Origin of the sequence: Kocuria sp. SL71 (assembly GCF_026672465.1) — a bacterium.
GTDB lineage: Bacteria > Actinomycetota > Actinomycetes > Actinomycetales > Micrococcaceae > Kocuria > Kocuria palustris.
In genome coordinates this window covers 1,158,131-1,175,225 of sequence record NZ_JAPPRE010000001.1, presented here as the reverse complement: position 1 = coordinate 1,175,225, position 17,095 = coordinate 1,158,131, and the positions used below count along the sequence as shown (strand labels likewise).

The window sequence follows — 17,095 nt, the reverse complement described above, 5'->3', positions numbered from 1 at the left end:
CCCCAGACCCGAACGCACGTCCCGTACACCGCAGGAGCAGCCGCATGAGCGACCACGACGTCCACCCGACCGAGTCCCAGCGCCCCGTGAACGTGGTGCTGGCCGGCGGAGGCACCGCGGGGCATGTCTCGCCGCTGCTGGCGATCGCAGCGGCGGTGCGTCGCGCCGAGCCCGCAGCGCAGGTCACCGCGGTCGGCACCGCCTCGGGCATGGAGACCCGCCTGGTCCCGGCCGCCGGTCTGCCGCTGGAGACCATCGACCGCGTTCCGCTGCCCCGCCGACCCTCCGTGGATCTGCTCAAGCTGCCCGTGCGCCTGCGCGGGGCGATCGGCCAGGCCGGGCGGATCATCGACGAGAGCCGCGCCGACGTGGTGGTGGGCGTGGGCGGCTACGTCTGCACCCCCGTGTACCTGGCGGCCCGCCGTCGCGGCGTCCCTGTCGTGATCCATGAGGCCAACGCCCGCCCCGGGCTGGCCAATCGCGTCGGAGCCCGCTTTGCCGCCGTTGTGGCCACCGCCTTCCCGAACACGCCGCTGAAGGGTGCCCGCACGGTGGGGATGCCCATGCGCCGGGAGATCTCGCAGCTCGACCGCGCGGCCGCCCAGAGCGGGGCCCGGCAGCGCCTCGGCCTGGACCCGGAGCGCACCACCGTGATCGTGACCGGCGGCTCCTCCGGGGCGGTGGCCATCAACCGCACGATCCAGGGGATCGTGCCGGGGATCGCCGAGCAGGGCTACCAGCTGCTGCACATCACCGGCCGCGACAAGCCCGTGCTCACCCCGGACCTGCGCCCGCTGGAGGCCGAGGGCTATCGGCAGGTGGAGTACGTCGACGGCATGGAGGACGTCTACGCCGCCGCCGATCTGCTGATCGCCCGCGCCGGGGCCGCGACCGTCTCCGAGGTGGCCGCCGTCGGACTGCCCGCGATCTTCGTGCCGCTGCCGATCGGCAACGGCGAGCAGGCGCTCAACGCCCGCTCCCTCGTGGAGGCCGGCGCCGCCCGGCTCGTCGAGGACTCCGACTTCACCCCCGAGTGGTACCGCGCGAACGTGCTGCCTCTGCTCACGGCCCCCGAGGGCCTGGCCGAGATGACCCGTGCGGCACGAGGGGCAGGCGTGCGCGATGCGGACGCGACCATGGCTGAACTGATCCTGCAGGAGGCACGACGTGAGCACTGATCCCGGAACCGGGTCCCCGAACGAGTCCATGGGCGTGGACACCGATCCCGCCGAGCTGGGGCCCACCCACCTGATCGGCATCGGGGGCGCCGGCATGTCCGCCGTCGCCCGCCTGCTGCTGGCCCACGGGGTGAGCGTCTCCGGATCGGATGCCCAGGAGTCCCGCGGGCTCGCCGCGCTGCGCGAGCGCGGGGCCCGCATCAGCATCGGGCAGGCGGCCGAGAACATCGCCGACGCCCGGACCGTCGTCGTCTCGACCGCGATCCGCGAGACCAACCCCGAGCTGGCCGCGGCTCGGGAGGCCGGGCTGCGCGTGCTGCACCGCTCCCAGGCCCTCGGGGTGGCCATGCACGGCTCCCAGGTGGTCGCGGTCGCCGGCACGCACGGCAAGACCACCACGTCGTCCATGGCGGCAGTGGCGCTGCAGGAGTGCGGGCAGGAGCCGTCGTGGGCCATCGGCGCGCACGTGGCCGATCTGGGCACCAACGCCCACCTGGGCCGCGGCCGCTGGTTCGTGGCCGAGGCCGACGAGTCCGACGGCTCGTTCCTCTCCTACGCGCCCACGATCGCCGTGGTCACGAACATCGAGCCCGACCACTTGGATCACTACGGCTCCGAGGAGGCCTTCTTCCAGGCCTTCGAGGACTTCGCGGACACCCTCCGCCCCGGCGGCACCCTGGTGGCATGCCAGGACGATTCCGGTTCGCGCCGGCTGGCCGAGGCCGTGCGCCGCCGCGGCGGCAGCGTGGTCACCTACGGCACCGATGCCTCCGCGCAGATCCGCGTGAGCGAGATCCGCACCGAGGGCATCGGCGCCACCGCCGAGCTGAGCCTGGGGAGGGCGCCGACCTCCGCAGCCATCGCATGCGCCTGGAGGTCCCCGGCGAGCACAACGTGCTCAACGCGGCAGCGGCCTTCGCCGTCACCCAGATCGTCGGGGTCCCCGCGGAGGACGCCCTGCGGGGCCTGGCCGGTTTCCACGGCTCCGACCGCCGATTCGACCTCAAGGGAGAGGCCCGCGGCGTGCGGGTCATCGACGACTACGCCCATCACCCCACCGAGGTCCGCGCCGCGCTGACGGCCGCACGGCGCGTGGCGGGGGAGGACCGCGTCCTGGTGCTCTTCCAGCCCCACCTCTTCTCCCGCACGCAGGCCTTCGCGGGCGAGTTCGCCCAGGCCCTCGAGATCGCCGACGACGCCTGGGTCCTGCCGATCTACGCAGCGCGCGAGGACCCGGTCGAGGGCGTCTCCTCGGATCTGATCGCCGATGCCGCCGGGGACTCGGTGCGCAGCGCCTTCGATCCCCAGGAGGCGATCGCTCAGATCGCGGCCCAGGCACGGGAGGGAGATCTGGTGCTCACGGTCGGCGCCGGGGACGTCACCGCGTTCGGCCCCCGCCTGCTCAGCGCACTGGAGGACTCCGGGCAGGCCGGGGCCTCGGCCTGATGGCGGGCGGACCCCGACCCCGCCAGCCGCGCTTCGGCGGCACATCCGGCTCCTCCTCCACGCAGCGCGGACGCGAGCACGAGCCGGTCGAGACCGCCGGCGGGGCAGAGTCCCCGTCGTCCGCCGGTGCCGAGACCCCGCGCGTGCGCGTCAACAGCCGGGACAAGGTCGCAGCGCTCGACGAGCAGCGCGAGTCCGAGTTCGAGCCCGTGCCCACAGGAGGCGGGCGATTCAGCGACTGGCGGCGCACGCTGCAGCTGGGCTCGTCCCGCTCGGGATCCAGGGGCTCGGCGCGCGACGGGCACGACGGCGATGACAGTCGTCGGCTGTCCCCGGCGCTGCGCCGCCTGGTGCGTCTGGCGGTGGCCGTGCTGATCGTGGTCCTGATCGTGTGGGGCGTGTTCTTCTCCCCGCTGTTCTCGGTGCGCTCCCTGCAGGTCGAGGGCCTCTCCCTGACCGACCAGGGGGCCGCCGAGGAGGCGCTGCAGCCGCTGGAGGGCAAGTCCATGACCCGCATCTCCTCCGAGGAGGTCGAGTCCCTGCTCACGCAGTTCCCGGCAGTCGCCTCGGTGGACACCAGCGCCAGCGGCAGCGGGACCCTGCGCGTCGAGGTCCAGGAGCGGATCCCGGTCGCTGCGGTCGAGGACGGCGACGGCTGGCAGCTCGTGGACCGCGAGGGCACACAGCTCGAGCAGCTCACCGACAGCGAGCAGATCCAGGTCCCGGTGATCGCCGGCGGCACCGACGTGCTGGGCAGCGAGGACTGGGACACGGTCAGCTCGGTGCTGGCCTCGCTGCCCTCGTCGCTGCTCGAGCAGGTCCAGACGGCCCGAGCCGAATCGGGCGGGGTCGTGATGCTCGAGCTGCAGGACGGGGTCACGGTGCGCTGGGGCGATGACACCGACAGCGCCCTGAAGGCCGAGGTCCTGGCCGAGCTCGTGGACGCCTCGGAGGCCACCGGCGCGGTCGAGGTCTACGACGTCTCCGCTCCCCGTCATCCGGTGCTGGAGTAGTCGTCCGGAGTGATTTCCTTCGACCCTCAGGTGAGTGTTGAAGGGGTGTCCCCGAATCGGGGACTCAATGCGCACAACACGCGCCGCGAACTCGTGGCGACGCCTCCTCGGTTGTTAGGCTGACTCGGAAATCACAGCATGAGCCCTCAGACATATATATCGACCTTGGATTGAAGGTTGAGACTGAGGGGTCAGCGCGGACCCCACCGTCGATACAGGTCGGCGGCCCCGAATCAAGACAGGGTGATCATGGACACCACGCCCCAGAACTATCTGGCCGTCATCAAGGTCGTCGGCATCGGCGGCGGCGGCGTCAACGCCGTCAACCGCATGATCGAGGAGGGACTCCGCGGTGTGGAGTTCATCGCGATCAACACGGATGCCCAGGCGCTGCTGATGTCGGATGCCGACGTCAAGCTCGATGTCGGCCGTGAGCTGACCCGCGGCCTCGGCGCTGGCGCCAACCCGGATGTCGGCCGTCAGGCCGCCGAGGACCACCACGAGGAGATCGAGGAGGTCCTGAAGGGGGCCGACATGGTCTTCGTGACCGCCGGCGAGGGCGGCGGCACGGGCACCGGCGGCGCTCCGGTCGTCGCGCGCATCGCCCGCTCGCTGGGCGCGCTGACCATCGGCGTCGTGACCCGTCCGTTCACCTTCGAGGGCCGTCGCCGCTCGAACCAGGCCGAGAACGGCATCGAGACCATGCGCGACGAGGTCGACACCCTCATCGTCATCCCGAACGACCGCCTACTGTCCATCTCGGACCGCAACGTGTCCATGCTGGATGCGTTCAAGTCCGCGGACCAGGTGCTGCTGTCGGGCGTGCAGGGCATCACCGACCTGATCACCACCCCGGGTCTGATCAACCTCGACTTCGCGGACGTCAAGTCCGTCATGCAGGGCGCGGGCTCCGCGCTCATGGGCATCGGCTCGGCGCAGGGCGAGGACCGTGCGGTCAAGGCCGCGGAGCTGGCGATCGCCTCGCCGCTGCTCGAGGCCTCGATCGACGGCGCCCACGGCGTATTGCTGTCCATCCAGGGCGGCTCGGACCTCGGCCTGTTCGAGATCAACGAGGCCGCTCGCCTGGTCCAGGAGGTCGCCCACCCGGAGGCCAACATCATCTTCGGCGCGGTCATCGACGACGCCCTGGGCGACAGCGCCCGCGTCACCGTGATCGCGGCTGGGTTCGACTCCCTGTCGCAGGAGACCAACGCCAACGCGAACTCGCCGGCCGCGCAGCGGGCCGCCTCGACCCGCGCCGCCTTCGGTGCAGGTGCCGGCGCTCCGTCCACCGCCTCCAGCTCCTCCGCTCAGCGCGGCGGCCAGAGCTCGGGCTTCGGCGGCTCGCAGTCGGGCTCGTGGGGCTCCAGCCCGGCGTCCTCTGCCCCGTCGAACGACGACGTCCCGGACGACGCCGGCTTCGACGTCGACCTCCCGCCGGAGAGCGGTGCACCCAAGTCCTCGGGCCGCAAGGACTCGCTGGACTTCCCGGACTTCCTCAAGTGAGGTCCTGACATCGCGGATCCCGCGATGTCGTGAGCAGGAGGGCGGCGCCCCGACCGGTCGGTCGGGGCGCCGCCCTCGTCTTGTCCCGGCCCGAGCCGTCGCACGGTCAGCAGAGTCGCCGTGGCCCGCTGAGGTCCCCGAGAGCCCACCTGGGGGGGGTCGGCCACTTGTGGCACTTGGGCTCCGCGAAACAGCCGCCGGACCTCCGCGGGAGATGCCGCCGCCCGTCAAGTGGCGTTCTGGTGTTCCCTCTGCCGTCGAGCGGCATGGGCGCAGCGGGGTCGAGCTCTCGCTGCTGTGACGAAGCGGCCACTCGGTGTCCACCGTGTCGTCAGGTGCGTGCGATTAGGGTCGGGCCCATGTACTGGCATTCGTCTCAGCGCCTCGGCGTCCGCACCGTGTTCACCGACAGGGACCTCGGCAATCTGGGCCTTCATGTCCCCGACGACCCCCAGGCGGTGCGCGCTCGTCGTGACCGCGCGGCCATCGATCTCGGCGTGGATCCCGCCTCCGTGCTCTATCTGGATCAGGTGCACGGCACCCACGTGGTCGATGCCGATGCGGCGGCCCCGGGCGAGGTCTGCACCGGCGACGCCGCGGTCTCCACCGCAGGACGCCCGCTCGCCGTCATGGTCGCCGACTGCGTGCCCGTGGTGCTGGTCGGCGAGCCCGGGCGCGCCGGCACCGCGCCGTTGACCGCCGTCGCCCATGCGGGTCGGCGCGGGCTGCTCGACGGTGTCCTTCCGGCGGTCGTCGAGGCTCTGCGCGCGCGCGGGGCCCAGCGCATCAGCGCGCAGATCGGCCCGTGCGTGTGCGCGCAGTGCTATGAGGTGCCCGAGCAGATGGCCGAGGAGTCGGAGCAGAGCCTTCCCGGCATCCGCACCACGACCCGCTGGGGCACCCCGGGGCTCGACCTGCCCGGCGCTGCCGCGCGCCAGCTGGAGCAGCTCGGAGTGCAGGTCGAGGTCGTGGCCGAGGACAGCCCGCGCTGCACGCTCGAGAACGAGGGACTGTCCTCCCATCGCCGCGATCCCTCCAGCGGCCGGATCGCCGGCATCGTCGTCCCCGTGTCCTGAGCCAGGCTGAACGCAGCCTCGCCGCACTGGGCGGCGCTGGCCGTGTCCTGGGTCGCACTCCGGGCATCCGACCGGCACGTCTGACGTGGCGCTGCAGGGGAGTCGGGTAGCCTGGCGGTCGACCTCCCCGCCGCTGATCCTTCCGGGTCCGGCGGCATCGGGCCGAGCCCCCCGCAGGACGCGAACCGCGCCCTGCCGATGCGGACCGCCGGGACGGTCGGAGTCGAAGACCATCATCTGCACCGCGGTGCAGATCAGAGCGAGGAGGGTCGCGCGTGAGCCAGTCGATGCGCCGAGCCATGATCCGTCTGGGCCTGGCCGAGCCCGAGGGCCACGACGAGGACTACGACCGATCGCCCGCCCCGCAGCGGCCCGAGCGCCGTTCCGCCCCGGCGCAGCCGCGCGAGGACCGCCCCTCCCTGGACGACGGTCCCCGCCGCGCGTCCGAGGACCGCGGATCCGATGGTCGCGGCGAGCCCGCCGATCGCGGTCCCCGCGACGGCGAGTCCGCGTCGCAGCTCCGCGGTGCCGAGCAGTCGCGCACCCGGCCCGCGCGCGAGCATCGCCGTGACTCCGAGTACCGAGCCCCCGTCACGCCGATCAAGCGTGCCCCCTCGACATCCCGAGAGGATGCAGACGACATGCGCACCATCACCACCGTCCACCCGCGCTCCTACAACGACGCGAAGTCGGTGGGCGAGTCCTTCCGCGACGGCACTCCCGTCATCATGGACCTGAGCGATCTGGCCGAGGCCGAGGCCAAGCGCCTCGTGGACTTCGCCGCCGGGCTGGTCTACGCCCTCCACGGCTCGATCGAGCGCGTGACCGCCACGGTGTTCCTGCTCACCCCGTCCTACGTCGAGGTCGTCGACTCCTCGGTCGGCCCGGACGAGGACCTCGACGCCGCAGAGGCCTGAGCGCCATGACGGTCGTCTTCGCGATCCTCTACCTGCTGGTGCATGTCCTGATCCTGGCCGTGCTCGGCAGGTTCGCCGTGGACATGATCCAGTCCTTCGCGCGCGGCTGGCGCCCCCAGGGGGCTTCCCTGGTGCTGGCCTCGAGCATCTACGCCGTGACGGATCCGATCCTGAACCCGCTGCGGCGGCTGATCCCGCCGCTGCGCCTCGGCGGGATCGCCCTGGATCTGTCGTCGATGATCCTCATCTTCGGGCTGGTCATCCTCGAGAGCGTCTGCATCTCCCTGCTGGTGTCGGCCTGAGATCATCCGGTTCGCGTCGTCGCTCGAGTGCGCTCAGATAGGCCGCAGATCGGGTTCAGCTGACAGTTGGGCCACAATCAAAACCGTGGACGGGTCCACCAGTCTCCGGGCCCTGCCGAGCATGTAGTCTGATCCGTCGAAGGCCCCCAGTGTCGGGGCACGTCGCGCTGAGGCATGTCCTGCAGGGCTAGCAGGTACCGGACCCGCGGATCTCGTTGTCCGAAAGCGGGTTCCCCGGCTCGTGCGGCGGAACTCGACCCCATTGCTATGAGGAGAGGCAGATTCCATGGCTCTGACCCCGGAAGACGTCATCAACAAGCGTTTCCAGCCGACCAAGTTCCGCGAGGGCTACGACCAGGACGAGGTCGATGACTTCCTGGACGAGATCGTCGTCGAGCTTCGTCGGCTGAATCAGGAGAACGCCGAGCTGCGCGAGCGCCTGGAAGGTGCGGACGCCCCGACGGCCGCATCGGAGGCTGAGACCTCGAGCGCCGTCTCGGCTCAGGACTCCGCGCAGGAGCAGGAGACCGTCGAACCCGTCAGCGCTCCGGTCGCCGAGCAGCCCGAGGCCCCCGGCGACGCTGCGGCCCTGGCCGAGGAGGCCCCGGCTGCTGCCCAGCCCGCTGAGGATCCCTACGTCGCCCCGGCCGAGAGCGCGGCCGGCGTGCTCGCCATGGCCCAGAAGCTGCACGACCAGTACGTCAGCGAGGGTCGCGCCGAGCGCGATCGTCTGATCGACGAGGGCCGCACCCGCGCCGACGAGCTCGTCTCGGAGGCCGAGACCACCAAGTCCCAGGTCCTCTCTTCCCTGGAGGAGGAGCGCCGCGATCTCGAGGTCAAGGTCTCGGACCTGCGCAGCTTCGAGTCGTCCTACCGCGAGCGTCTGGCCGAGTTCATCGGCGGGCAGCTCGAGGAGATCAGGACCGCCCCGTCGCTGGCCCCCGAGTCCTCCTCCGACCTGCGCTGATCCGAGCAGACGCCGCGCACCTCCCCGCACGGGGATGGTGCGCGGCGTCTGCTCGTCGTCGTACCCGTCCGGCTGACCCCGGACCGTCCCCGATCCGCCTCCCGCGAGAGAGCCCGGTGCACAACCCATGTCCTCACCCGCCTCTGGGCAGCGCCCACGCAGCACCGCCGCACGAACGCGGGGCCGGGGGGCTGCGCTGATCCTGGCGCTGCTGTGCGCCGCTGCGGTCTACGGGCTGGATCAGGGGACCAAGGCGCTAGTGGAGCGGACCATGACGCTGGGCCAGCAGATCCCCGTGATCGACGGGCTGCTGCAGTGGCACTACATCCTCAACCCGGGTGCCGCCTTCTCCATGGGCGAGGGCTTCACCTGGGTGTTCACGGCGATCATGGCGATCGTCTCGATCGGCATCCTGATCTATCTGCCGCGAGTCCGCTCGCTGGTCTGGGCGGTGAGCCTCGGCCTGGTGCTCGGGGGCGCCGCCGGCAACCTCACGGATCGGCTGCTGCGCTGGCCCGGGTTCCCCAACGGGCACGTGGTCGACTTCATCCACGTCCAGGGCTTCGCGGTGTTCAACGTCGCCGACTCCGGCGTGGTCGTGGGCGTCATCCTGACTGCGGCGCTGATCCTCTTCGGCCGCGAGCCCGACGGCACCCGCTCCGGGCGCGATCGCCCCGGGATCGAGGGCACGGGATCCGCCGAAGCTCCCCGCACCGGCTCAGCTCAGAATCGCGTCGTCGACCACGACTCCTCCGCCGGCGATGCCTCCAGTGAGGGGGCTGCCCGATGAGCGCGGCGTCTCAGTCCCCGCAGCGCGAGTCGCGTGAGCTGCAGGTCCCGGCGGAGCTGGCCGGTGCCCGGGCAGATGCGATCGTGGCCCAGCTCAGCGGGCTGTCGCGCACCGCGACCGGCAGGCTCTTCGAGGCCCAGGAGGTCGAGGTCGACGGCGCGCCGATCGCCAAGTCCCGCAAGCTCGCTCAGGGAGCTGCGGTGCACGTCCTCATGCCCGAGGAGATCGACCTGTCGGTGATCGTGCCGGAGACCGTCGACGGCTTCTCCGTGCTCCACGCGGACGACGACATCGTGGTGATCGACAAGCCCGCAGGCGTCGCCGCGCATCCGTCGCCGGGATGGTCCGGCCCCACTGTGCTCAGCGCCCTGGCCGGCGCCGGGATCACCGTGAGCACCTCCGGGGCGGCAGAGCGCCAGGGCATCGTCCATCGCCTGGACGTGGGGACCTCAGGTCTCATGGTCGTAGCCCGCTCCGAGCGGGCGTACGCGGCGCTGAAGCGGGCGTTCAAGGAGCGCACGGTCGAGAAGATCTACCACACGGTCGTGCAGGGCATGCCCGATCCCATGAGGGGCACGATCGAGGCGCCGATCGCCCGGCACCCCGACTACGAGTGGCGCTTCGCGGTGATCGAGGGCGGGCGCGATTCCGTGACCCACTACGAGACGCTGGAGTCCTTCGGGCGCGCCACGCTGCTGGAGGTCCACCTGGAGACGGGGCGCACGCACCAGATCCGCGTGCACTTCAGCGCCCTGAAGCACCCCTGCGCCGGGGACCTCACCTACGGCGCCGATCCCGCCCTGTCGGCGGGCCTGGGCCTGACCCGCCAGTGGCTGCACGCGCACCGTCTGGGCTTCGAGCACCCGGGGACGGGGGAGCGGGTCACGTTCACGTCCGAGCCTCCCGCGGATCTGAGCTGGGCGCTGGAGACCCTGCGCGACGGCGGACCGCGCTGAGGCCTGCTGGCCTCCTGCCTCGGCGGGGCCGTCGTCGTCCGGGGCGGCGCCGCACGAGGGGGGCGTGATCAGCGGCACCGGTGTCGGCCCCTGTCGCGTCGGAGGCTGCGGATAGGATCCTCGCGATGACTCAGGGCAAGGGATTCACGCATCTGCACGTGCACACCGAGTACTCCATGCTCGACGGCGCCGCTCGACTCGACGATCTGTTCGAGGCCTGCCACGCCCAGGGGATGGACTCGCTGGCCACGACCGACCACGGCTTCGTCTTCGGCGCCTACGACTTCTGGTCGCGGGCGAACAAGGCCGGGATCAAGCCGATCATCGGCGTGGAGGCGTACCTGACCCCGGGCACGGCACGCGCCGATCGCACGCGCGTGAAGTTCGCCGACGGCGGCCGCAACGACGTCTCCGGTGCCGGCTCCTACACCCACATGACCCTGCTGGCCGAGACCACCGAGGGCATGCAGAACCTGTTTCGGGCCTCGAGCTACGCCTCCCTGGAGGGCCAGCTCTACAAGCCCCGCATGGACCGGGATCTGCTCAACCGCTACGGCAAGGGCCTGATCGCCACGACCGGCTGCCCGTCCGGGGAGATCCAGACCCGTCTGCGGCTGGGTCAGTACAAGGAGGCGATCGACGCCGCCGCCGAGTTCCGGGACATCTTCGGCCCCGAGAACTTCTACTGCGAGATCATGGATCACGGCCTGGGGATCGAGAAGGACGTCCACCAGGACCTCATGAAGCTGGCGAAGGACCTCCAGCTGCCCCTGGTCGCCACGAACGACCTCCACTACACGAATGCCGAGGACGCCAAGGCGCACGCCGCCCTGCTGTGCGTGCAGTCCGGCTCCACGCTGGCCGATCCCAAGCGCTTCAAGTTCGATGCCGACGAGTTCTACCTCAAGTCGGCCGCGGAGATGCGGGATCTGTTCCGGGACTACCCGGAGGCCTGCGACAACACGCTGGAGATCGCCGAGCGCTGCCACGTCGAGTTCGACGAGACCGTCGGCAAGTTCATGCCCGTCTTCCCGGTCCCGGAGGGCGAGTCGGAGGAGTCCTGGTTCGCCAAGGAGGTCGACCGCGGCCTGGAGTTCCGCTTCCCGGACGGCGTCCCCTCGGAGGTGCGCGATCAGGCCGAGTACGAGAAGGGGATCATCCTGCAGATGGGCTTCCCCGGGTACTTCCTGGTGGTGGCCGACTTCATCACCTGGGCCAAGGCCCAGGGGATCCGCGTGGGTCCGGGGCGCGGCTCCGGCGCAGGCTCCATGGTCGCTTACGCCATGCGCATCACGGAGCTGAACCCCCTGGAGCACGGGCTGATCTTCGAGCGCTTCCTGAACCCCGAGCGCGTCTCCATGCCGGACTTCGACATCGACTTCGATGATCGTCGCCGCCCGGAGGTCATCCGCTACGTCACCGAGAAGTACGGCGACGAGCGCGTGGCCATGATCGTCACCTACGGCACCATCAAGGCCAAGCAGGCGCTGAAGGACTCCTCGCGCGTGCTGGGCTACCCGTTCTCCATGGGCGAGAAGCTCACCAAGGCCATGCCGCCGGACATCATGGGCAAGGGCATCTCCCTGGCGGATGTCTACAACGAGGATGCCAAGCGCTACGAGGAGGCCGCCGAGCTGCGAGAGGTCCTGCAGGAGGACCCCGAGTCGCAGAAGGTCTTCGAGACGGCCCAGGGCCTCGAGGGGCTCAAGCGCCAGTGGGGCGTGCACGCCGCCGGCGTGATCATGTCCTCGGACCCGCTGATCGACATCATCCCGCTCATGCGCCGCGAGCAGGACGGGCAGATCATCACCCAGTTCGACTACCCCACGTGCGAGGGGCTCGGGCTGATCAAGATGGACTTCCTGGGGCTGCGCAACCTCACGATCATCTCCGACGCCCTGGAGAACATCACCCACAACCGCGACGGCTTCGTCCTGGACCTCGAGGGGCTGGCTCTCGACGACAAGGCCTCCTACGACCTCTTGGCCCGCGGCGACACGCTGGGCGTCTTCCAGCTCGACGGCGGCCCCATGCGCCAGCTGCTGAAGATGATGCGCCCGGACCAGTACGAGGACATCTCCGCTGTGCTGGCGCTCTACCGCCCCGGCCCCATGGGCGTGAACTCGCACATCAACTACGCCCTGCGCAAGACGGGCCAGCAGGAGATCACCCCGATCCACCCGGAGCTCGAGGAGCCGCTGGCCGAGATCCTGGACCTGACCTACGGCCTGATCGTGTATCAGGAGCAGGTCATGGCCGTGGCGCAGAAGGTCGCCGACTACACCCTGGGCCAGGCGGATCTGCTGCGCCGGGCCATGGGCAAGAAGAAGAAGTCCGAGCTGGACAAGCAGAAGGACTTCTTCTTCGGCGGCATGGAGAAGAACGGGTACTCCCGGGAGGCCGCCGACACCCTGTGGCACGTCCTCGAGTCGTTCTCCGACTACGCGTTCAACAAGGCGCACACCGCCGCCTACGGACTGGTCTCCTACTGGACGGCCTACCTCAAGGCGCACTACCCGGCCGAGTACATGGCCGCGCTGCTGACGTCGGTGGGCGATGACAAGGACAAGCTCGCGCTCTACCTCAACGAGTGCCGCCGCATGGGCATCACCGTGCTGCCACCGGACGTCAACGAGTCCGTCGTGAACTTCACGCCCGTGGGGGAGGACATCCGCTTCGGCATGGCCGCGGTGCGCAACGTGGGCGCCAACGTGGTGGAGGCGATCGTGCGCGCTCGCACGTCGGAGGGGGCCTTCACGTCCTTCAACGACTTCCTCTCCAAGGTCGAGCTCGTGGTGTGCAATAAGCGAACGATCGAATCGCTCGTGAAGTCGGGGGCCTTCGATCAGCTCGGGCACACCCGCCGGGCGCTCGTGGACGTCCACGAGCAGGCCATCGACGACGTCGTGTCCCAGAAGAAGAACGAGGCCAAGGGCGAGTTCACCTTCGACATCTTCGCCATGGGCGGGGACACCGCCGAGTCGGAGGGCGAGGGGCTGCAGGTCGAGGTCCCTGACCTGCCGGAGTGGGAGCGCAAGGACATGCTCTCCTTCGAGCGCGAGATGCTCGGGCTCTACGTCTCGGATCACCCCCTGCGCGGGCTGGACCAGGCGCTGGCCGAGCACTCGGACACCTCGGTGCAGCAGGTGCTCTCCGAGGACGGCGGCAAGCCGGACGGGGCGATCGTCACGGTCGCCGGCATGATCACCTCGGTCCAGCGCCGGATCGCCAAGTCCTCGGGCAACGCCTATGCCCGGATCGAGCTCGAGGACCGATCCGGCTCCGTCGAGATCATGTTCTTCGGCAAGGTCTACGCCCCCATCGCGGGAGTGCTGGCCGAGGACCTGATCTGCTCGATCAAGGGCCGCGTGCAGAAGCGCGACGACGGCTCCGTGTCCATGTCCGCCATGGAGCTGACCCTGCCGGAGATCCACCCGGAGGGCCACGCCGGTCCGGTCACGATCACGGTGCCGGAGCGCCGGCTCAACGAGCAGACCGTCGGGGAGCTCGCCTCGGTGCTGCGCAGCCACCGCGGCGATTCCGAGGTCCGGCTTCGGGTCGGCACCCAGCGGGCCACGCAGGTCTGGCAGCTGCCGCCGCAGTACCGGGTCGAGGCCGGACCGGCGTTCTTCGGCGATCTGAAGGTCCTGCTGGGCCCCGCCTGCCTGGAGGGCTGAGCCCGTCGCAGAGGGAGCCGGTGCTCCCGGGGCCGTCATCGCCCGGGGCCTAGAATGGACGCCGTGAACGCGAATCCTGAGAACCCCGTGCCCTCCGCCGACCCCGCTGCTGCGGCCTCGTCCCAGGACCGCGCCGGGAACGGGGCCGGTCCCGTCCTGCGCACGATCGATCTGCGCGGCCAGGACCTGGCCTGGGCGCAGCTGCGCGCCGTCGTGCCTCGGCAGACCGACGTCGCCCGTCAGGACGCCGACGACACCGTCCGGGCGATCATCGCGGACGTGCGCGAGCGCGGCGCGCAGGCCCTGCGGGACTACGCCCAGCGCTTCGACGGGGTCGCCCAGGAACGCCTCAAGGTGGATCCCGAGCAGATCCAGCAGGCCGTGCGCGAGCTCGATCCGGCCGTGCGCGCGGGTCTCGAATCGGCCATCGAGCGCTGCCGCGCCTTCGCCGCCGCTCAGCGCCCGGCCGATGCCGAGATCGAGGTCGCTCCCGGAGCACGACTGGTCCACCGATGGACCCCGGTGCAGCGCGTGGGCCTCTACGTCCCGGGCGGTCTGGCCGTCTACCCCTCGTCGGTCGTGATGAACGTCGTGCCCGCGCAGGCCGCCGGCGTCGAGTCGGTCGTGCTGTGCACGCCGCCGCAGGCCGAGTTCGGCGGCCTGCCGCATCCCACGATCCTGGCCGCCGCCGGGCTGCTCGGCGTGGACGAGGTCTGGGCGATCGGCGGGGCCCAGGCCCTGGCCGCCATGGCCCACGGCGTGGTCGACGAGGGCGAGGACCGCCGTGACGTCCTGGAGCCCGTGCACACGATCACCGGGCCGGGCAACCTGTTCGTGGCGACCGCCAAGCGCCAGCTGCGCTCGGTCGTGGGCGTCGATGCCGAGGCCGGCACCACCGAGATCGCCGTGATCGCCGATGAGACCGCTCAGCCGCGCTACGTGGCCGCCGATCTGATCTCCCAGGCAGAGCACGACCCGCTGGCCGGGTCGGTGCTGATCACCCACAGCCCGCGGATCGCGCAGCAGGTCGCAGAGGCCATCGTGGAGCTGGCCGGCACGGCGCGCCACGCCGAGCGCATCCGCACGGCGCTGGAGGGCGAGCAGTCCGGCGTGGTGCTCACCGACAGCCTCGAGGCCTCGATCGCCGTGGCCGATGCCTACGCCGCCGAGCACCTCGAGATCCACACCGAGGATCCGCGCGCCGTGGCGGCCAGGGTGCGCAATGCCGGGGCGATCTTCGTGGGCCCGTACAGCCCGGTGCCGCTGGGGGACTACGCGGCCGGTTCCAACCACGTGCTGCCCACGGGTGGCTCTGCCGTGCACGCCCAGGGACTGTGCACCACGAGCTTCATGAAGGCCGTGCAGATCATCGAGTACGACCGGGACGCCCTGCTGCACCTGGAGCCGGCGATCTCGGCGCTGGCCGTGGCGGAGGACCTGCCCAACCACGGCGTGGCCGTCACGGTGCGCGCGCAGGATTCCGCCGAGCCCGCCGCCGACACGGAGGGCTGAGCATGCACTGCCCGTTCTGCCGCCACCCCGACTCCAAGGTCGTGGACTCGCGCACCACCGACGACGGCGCCGCGATCCGGCGCCGCCGCCAGTGCGCCGCGTGCAAGCGGAGATTTTCCACCATGGAGACCACCACCATCTCGGTGATCAAGCGCTCGGGGGTCACCGAGCCGTTCGAGCGCCAGAAGATCGTCTCCGGCGTGCGCAAGGCATGCCAGGGCCGGCCGGTGAACGAGGACGACCTGGCCAAGCTGGCTCAGGAGGTCGAGGAGTCGGTTCGCGGGGCCGGGATCGCCGAGATCGAGGCCGACGAGGTCGGGCTGGCCATCCTCAAGCCGCTGCGCCGCCTGGATGTGGTGGCCTATCTGCGCTTCGCCTCCGTGTACCAGGCTTTCAGCGACCTGGACGACTTCGAGAACGCGATCGAGGTGCTGCGCTCCGAGCGCGCCGCCCAGTCCAACGGCCAGCAGGCGCTCGTGGATGACGGGGTGGCCGCGCCGCGGCGCTCCAAGCGGCGCGCCTCCGCCGAGCGGCGCACGTCGGCCGAGCGCAGGCGGGCCGCTCAGCCTCCGGAGACCGAGCAGAGCCCCGAGCAGGAGCGACTGCTGTGACGGGAGCATCCCGGGCCTGACCTGTGGCTGCGCCGCGGGTTCCGCCCTCGGCGATCACCGCCTTGCCGGGGATCGGAGACGGCCTGTATAGTGAATGCATAAGGCCCGTCAGGGGTTGCGGAGGGGAAGCCGCGAACCCTGACGGGCCTTTGTACTGCCCGGCTGCACTGCCGGGCAGTCTCTCAACCTAGGCCGGGAGGCTGCCGGGCCGGATCAGGGCTCAGTCGTCCGCGTGGCGGCGCTGATCCTCCTCGGCCCACAGGGCGGCGCCCACGATGCCCGCGTTGTTGCGCAGCTGAGCCACCTCCACGGGGGTCTCGAGCTCGAGCAGCGGCAGGAACTTGTCCGACTTCTTGGACACGCCGCCGCCGACCACGAACAGGTCGGGGGAGAACAGCATCTGCACGTGCTCGAAATAGGGCTGCAGGCGGTGCGTGGCCCACTTCTTGAAGGACAGCTCCTGCCGCTCGCGCGCCACGGCAGAGGCCCGGGTCTCGGCGTCGTGGCCGTCGAGCTCCAGGTGCCCGAGCTCGGCGTTGGGCACCAGATGCCCGTCCATGATCAGGGCGGCACCGATGCCCGTGCCCAGGGTGATCATGATGACCAGTCCGTCGACGCCCCTGCCGGCGCCGTAGCGGGCCTCGGCCAGACCGGCGCCGTCGGCGTCGTTGAGGGCGGCGATCGGACGGCCCAGCGTCTCGGAGAAGGTCTCGGCGATGTTCGCCCCGACCCACGACTCGTCGATGTTGGCCGCCAGCTTGGTCACGCCGTTCTTGACGATCGACGGGACGATCACGCCGATGGGCGATCCCGGCTCCGGGGCACCCTCGCGGTCCTGCAGCACGGCGACGATCTCGCCGATGACCTTGCCGACGGCTTCCGGCGTAGCCGGCTGCGGCGTGGGGATGCGGTAGCGCTCCCCGATCAGATCGCCGACCTCCAGGTCGACGATCCCGCCCTTGATGCCGGTGCCGCCGACATCGATCCCGATGAAGCGACGCGCGCTCGAGGCCGAGCCCGCGGACGGGGCCGGGGGAGTGGTGTCATCGTCGCGGACTCCCGAGTCCTTGACGACGTCCTCGGCGGTGATCTTCTCCGCGGGCTTGGCGTGGGTCTTCTTGGCGGCCATGTCGGCTCCCTTCGA

The 17,095-nt window shown here is 70.8% G+C and carries 13 protein-coding genes and 1 pseudogene; 13 read left to right on the top strand and 1 reads right to left on the bottom strand.

Translation table 11 applies throughout. The features are described from left to right. The first annotated feature begins 44 nt into the window (after positions 1-44). The 13 genes and pseudogenes from murG to nrdR all read left to right on the top strand — a co-directional run bounded on the left by murG (position 45) and on the right by nrdR (position 15,951). Positions 45-1,178 carry an undecaprenyldiphospho-muramoylpentapeptide beta-N-acetylglucosaminyltransferase gene (gene murG / locus OVA15_RS05275; protein ID WP_268143576.1) on the top strand — a complete coding sequence of 378 codons (1,134 nt, stop codon included), beginning with the start codon at positions 45-47 and terminating at the stop codon, positions 1,176-1,178. A gap of 28 nt (positions 1,179-1,206) precedes the next feature. After that, positions 1,207-2,624: pseudogene (gene murC / locus OVA15_RS05270) on the top strand (UDP-N-acetylmuramate--L-alanine ligase). Beyond that, positions 2,624-3,637 carry a cell division protein FtsQ/DivIB gene (locus OVA15_RS05265; protein WP_268143574.1) on the top strand — a complete coding sequence of 338 codons (1,014 nt, stop codon included), beginning with the start codon at positions 2,624-2,626 and terminating at the stop codon, positions 3,635-3,637. The pseudogene murC and the gene OVA15_RS05265 overlap by 1 nt, the downstream one beginning before the upstream one ends. A 249-nt stretch (positions 3,638-3,886) precedes the next feature. Further along, a complete protein-coding gene (ftsZ, locus tag OVA15_RS05260; protein WP_268143572.1) occupies positions 3,887-5,143 on the top strand; it encodes a cell division protein FtsZ in 1,257 nt (418 codons plus the stop codon). Positions 5,144-5,502: 359 nt separating this feature from the next. Continuing rightward, entirely contained in the window at positions 5,503-6,219 is a 717-nt protein-coding gene (locus OVA15_RS05255; protein WP_259870233.1) for a polyphenol oxidase family protein, read from the top strand. A 275-nt stretch (positions 6,220-6,494) separates the two neighbouring features. Then, the gene (locus tag OVA15_RS05250) at positions 6,495-7,136 is read left to right on the top strand and encodes a cell division protein SepF (protein WP_268143569.1); all 642 of its coding nucleotides are present in this window, start codon (positions 6,495-6,497) and stop codon (positions 7,134-7,136) included. 5 nt (positions 7,137-7,141) lie between these two features. Then, a complete protein-coding gene (locus OVA15_RS05245) occupies positions 7,142-7,438 on the top strand; it encodes a YggT family protein (RefSeq protein WP_268143567.1) in 297 nt (98 codons plus the stop codon). Between the two features lie 286 nt (positions 7,439-7,724). Then, positions 7,725-8,405, top strand: coding sequence for a DivIVA domain-containing protein (locus tag OVA15_RS05240; RefSeq protein WP_268143565.1), 681 nt, complete (start codon positions 7,725-7,727; stop codon positions 8,403-8,405). A gap of 127 nt (positions 8,406-8,532) precedes the next feature. Next, positions 8,533-9,195: a signal peptidase II gene (lspA, locus tag OVA15_RS05235; protein ID WP_268143563.1), complete on the top strand. Its 663-nt coding sequence runs from the start codon at positions 8,533-8,535 to the stop codon at positions 9,193-9,195. Further along, positions 9,192-10,151, top strand: a complete 960-nt coding sequence (locus OVA15_RS05230) for an RluA family pseudouridine synthase (protein ID WP_268143561.1) — start codon at positions 9,192-9,194, stop codon at positions 10,149-10,151. The genes lspA and OVA15_RS05230 overlap by 4 nt, the downstream gene beginning before the upstream one ends. A gap of 125 nt (positions 10,152-10,276) precedes the next feature. Continuing rightward, on the top strand, positions 10,277-13,828 hold the full coding sequence (dnaE, locus tag OVA15_RS05225) for a DNA polymerase III subunit alpha (RefSeq protein WP_006214845.1): 3,552 nt from the start codon (positions 10,277-10,279) through the stop codon (positions 13,826-13,828). Between the two features lie 63 nt (positions 13,829-13,891). Continuing rightward, complete coding sequence (gene hisD, locus OVA15_RS05220) at positions 13,892-15,340, top strand: histidinol dehydrogenase (RefSeq protein WP_082331084.1); 1,449 nt, start codon at positions 13,892-13,894, stop codon at positions 15,338-15,340. Between the two features lie 2 nt (positions 15,341-15,342). Next, positions 15,343-15,951 carry a transcriptional regulator NrdR gene (gene nrdR, locus OVA15_RS05215; protein WP_053447501.1) on the top strand — a complete coding sequence of 203 codons (609 nt, stop codon included), beginning with the start codon at positions 15,343-15,345 and terminating at the stop codon, positions 15,949-15,951. Positions 15,952-16,171: 220 nt separating this feature from the next. On the opposite strand, the gene ppgK is transcribed toward nrdR, so the two are convergent. Further along, complete coding sequence (ppgK, locus tag OVA15_RS05210; RefSeq protein ID WP_259904034.1) at positions 16,172-17,080, bottom strand: polyphosphate--glucose phosphotransferase; 909 nt, start codon at positions 17,078-17,080, stop codon at positions 16,172-16,174. Positions 17,081-17,095: the final 15 nt, after the last annotated feature.

Excerpts from the sequence above, each read along its gene's own strand:
- OVA15_RS05245 (WP_268143567.1), top strand. The coding sequence starts at position 7,142 with ATGACGGTCGTCTTCGCGATCCTCTACCTGCTGGTGCATGTCCTGATC.
- OVA15_RS05265 (WP_268143574.1), top strand. The coding sequence starts at position 2,624 with ATGGCGGGCGGACCCCGACCCCGCCAGCCGCGCTTCGGCGGCACATCC.
- murG (WP_268143576.1), top strand. The coding sequence starts at position 45 with ATGAGCGACCACGACGTCCACCCGACCGAGTCCCAGCGCCCCGTGAAC.
- ppgK (WP_259904034.1), bottom strand. The coding sequence starts at position 17,080 with ATGGCCGCCAAGAAGACCCACGCCAAGCCCGCGGAGAAGATCACCGCC.
- nrdR (WP_053447501.1), top strand. The coding sequence starts at position 15,343 with ATGCACTGCCCGTTCTGCCGCCACCCCGACTCCAAGGTCGTGGACTCG.
- OVA15_RS05255 (WP_259870233.1), top strand. The coding sequence starts at position 5,503 with ATGTACTGGCATTCGTCTCAGCGCCTCGGCGTCCGCACCGTGTTCACC.
- lspA (WP_268143563.1), top strand. The coding sequence starts at position 8,533 with ATGTCCTCACCCGCCTCTGGGCAGCGCCCACGCAGCACCGCCGCACGA.
- ftsZ (WP_268143572.1), top strand. The coding sequence starts at position 3,887 with ATGGACACCACGCCCCAGAACTATCTGGCCGTCATCAAGGTCGTCGGC.
- OVA15_RS05230 (WP_268143561.1), top strand. The coding sequence starts at position 9,192 with ATGAGCGCGGCGTCTCAGTCCCCGCAGCGCGAGTCGCGTGAGCTGCAG.
- dnaE (WP_006214845.1), top strand. The coding sequence starts at position 10,277 with ATGACTCAGGGCAAGGGATTCACGCATCTGCACGTGCACACCGAGTAC.
- OVA15_RS05240 (WP_268143565.1), top strand. The coding sequence starts at position 7,725 with ATGGCTCTGACCCCGGAAGACGTCATCAACAAGCGTTTCCAGCCGACC.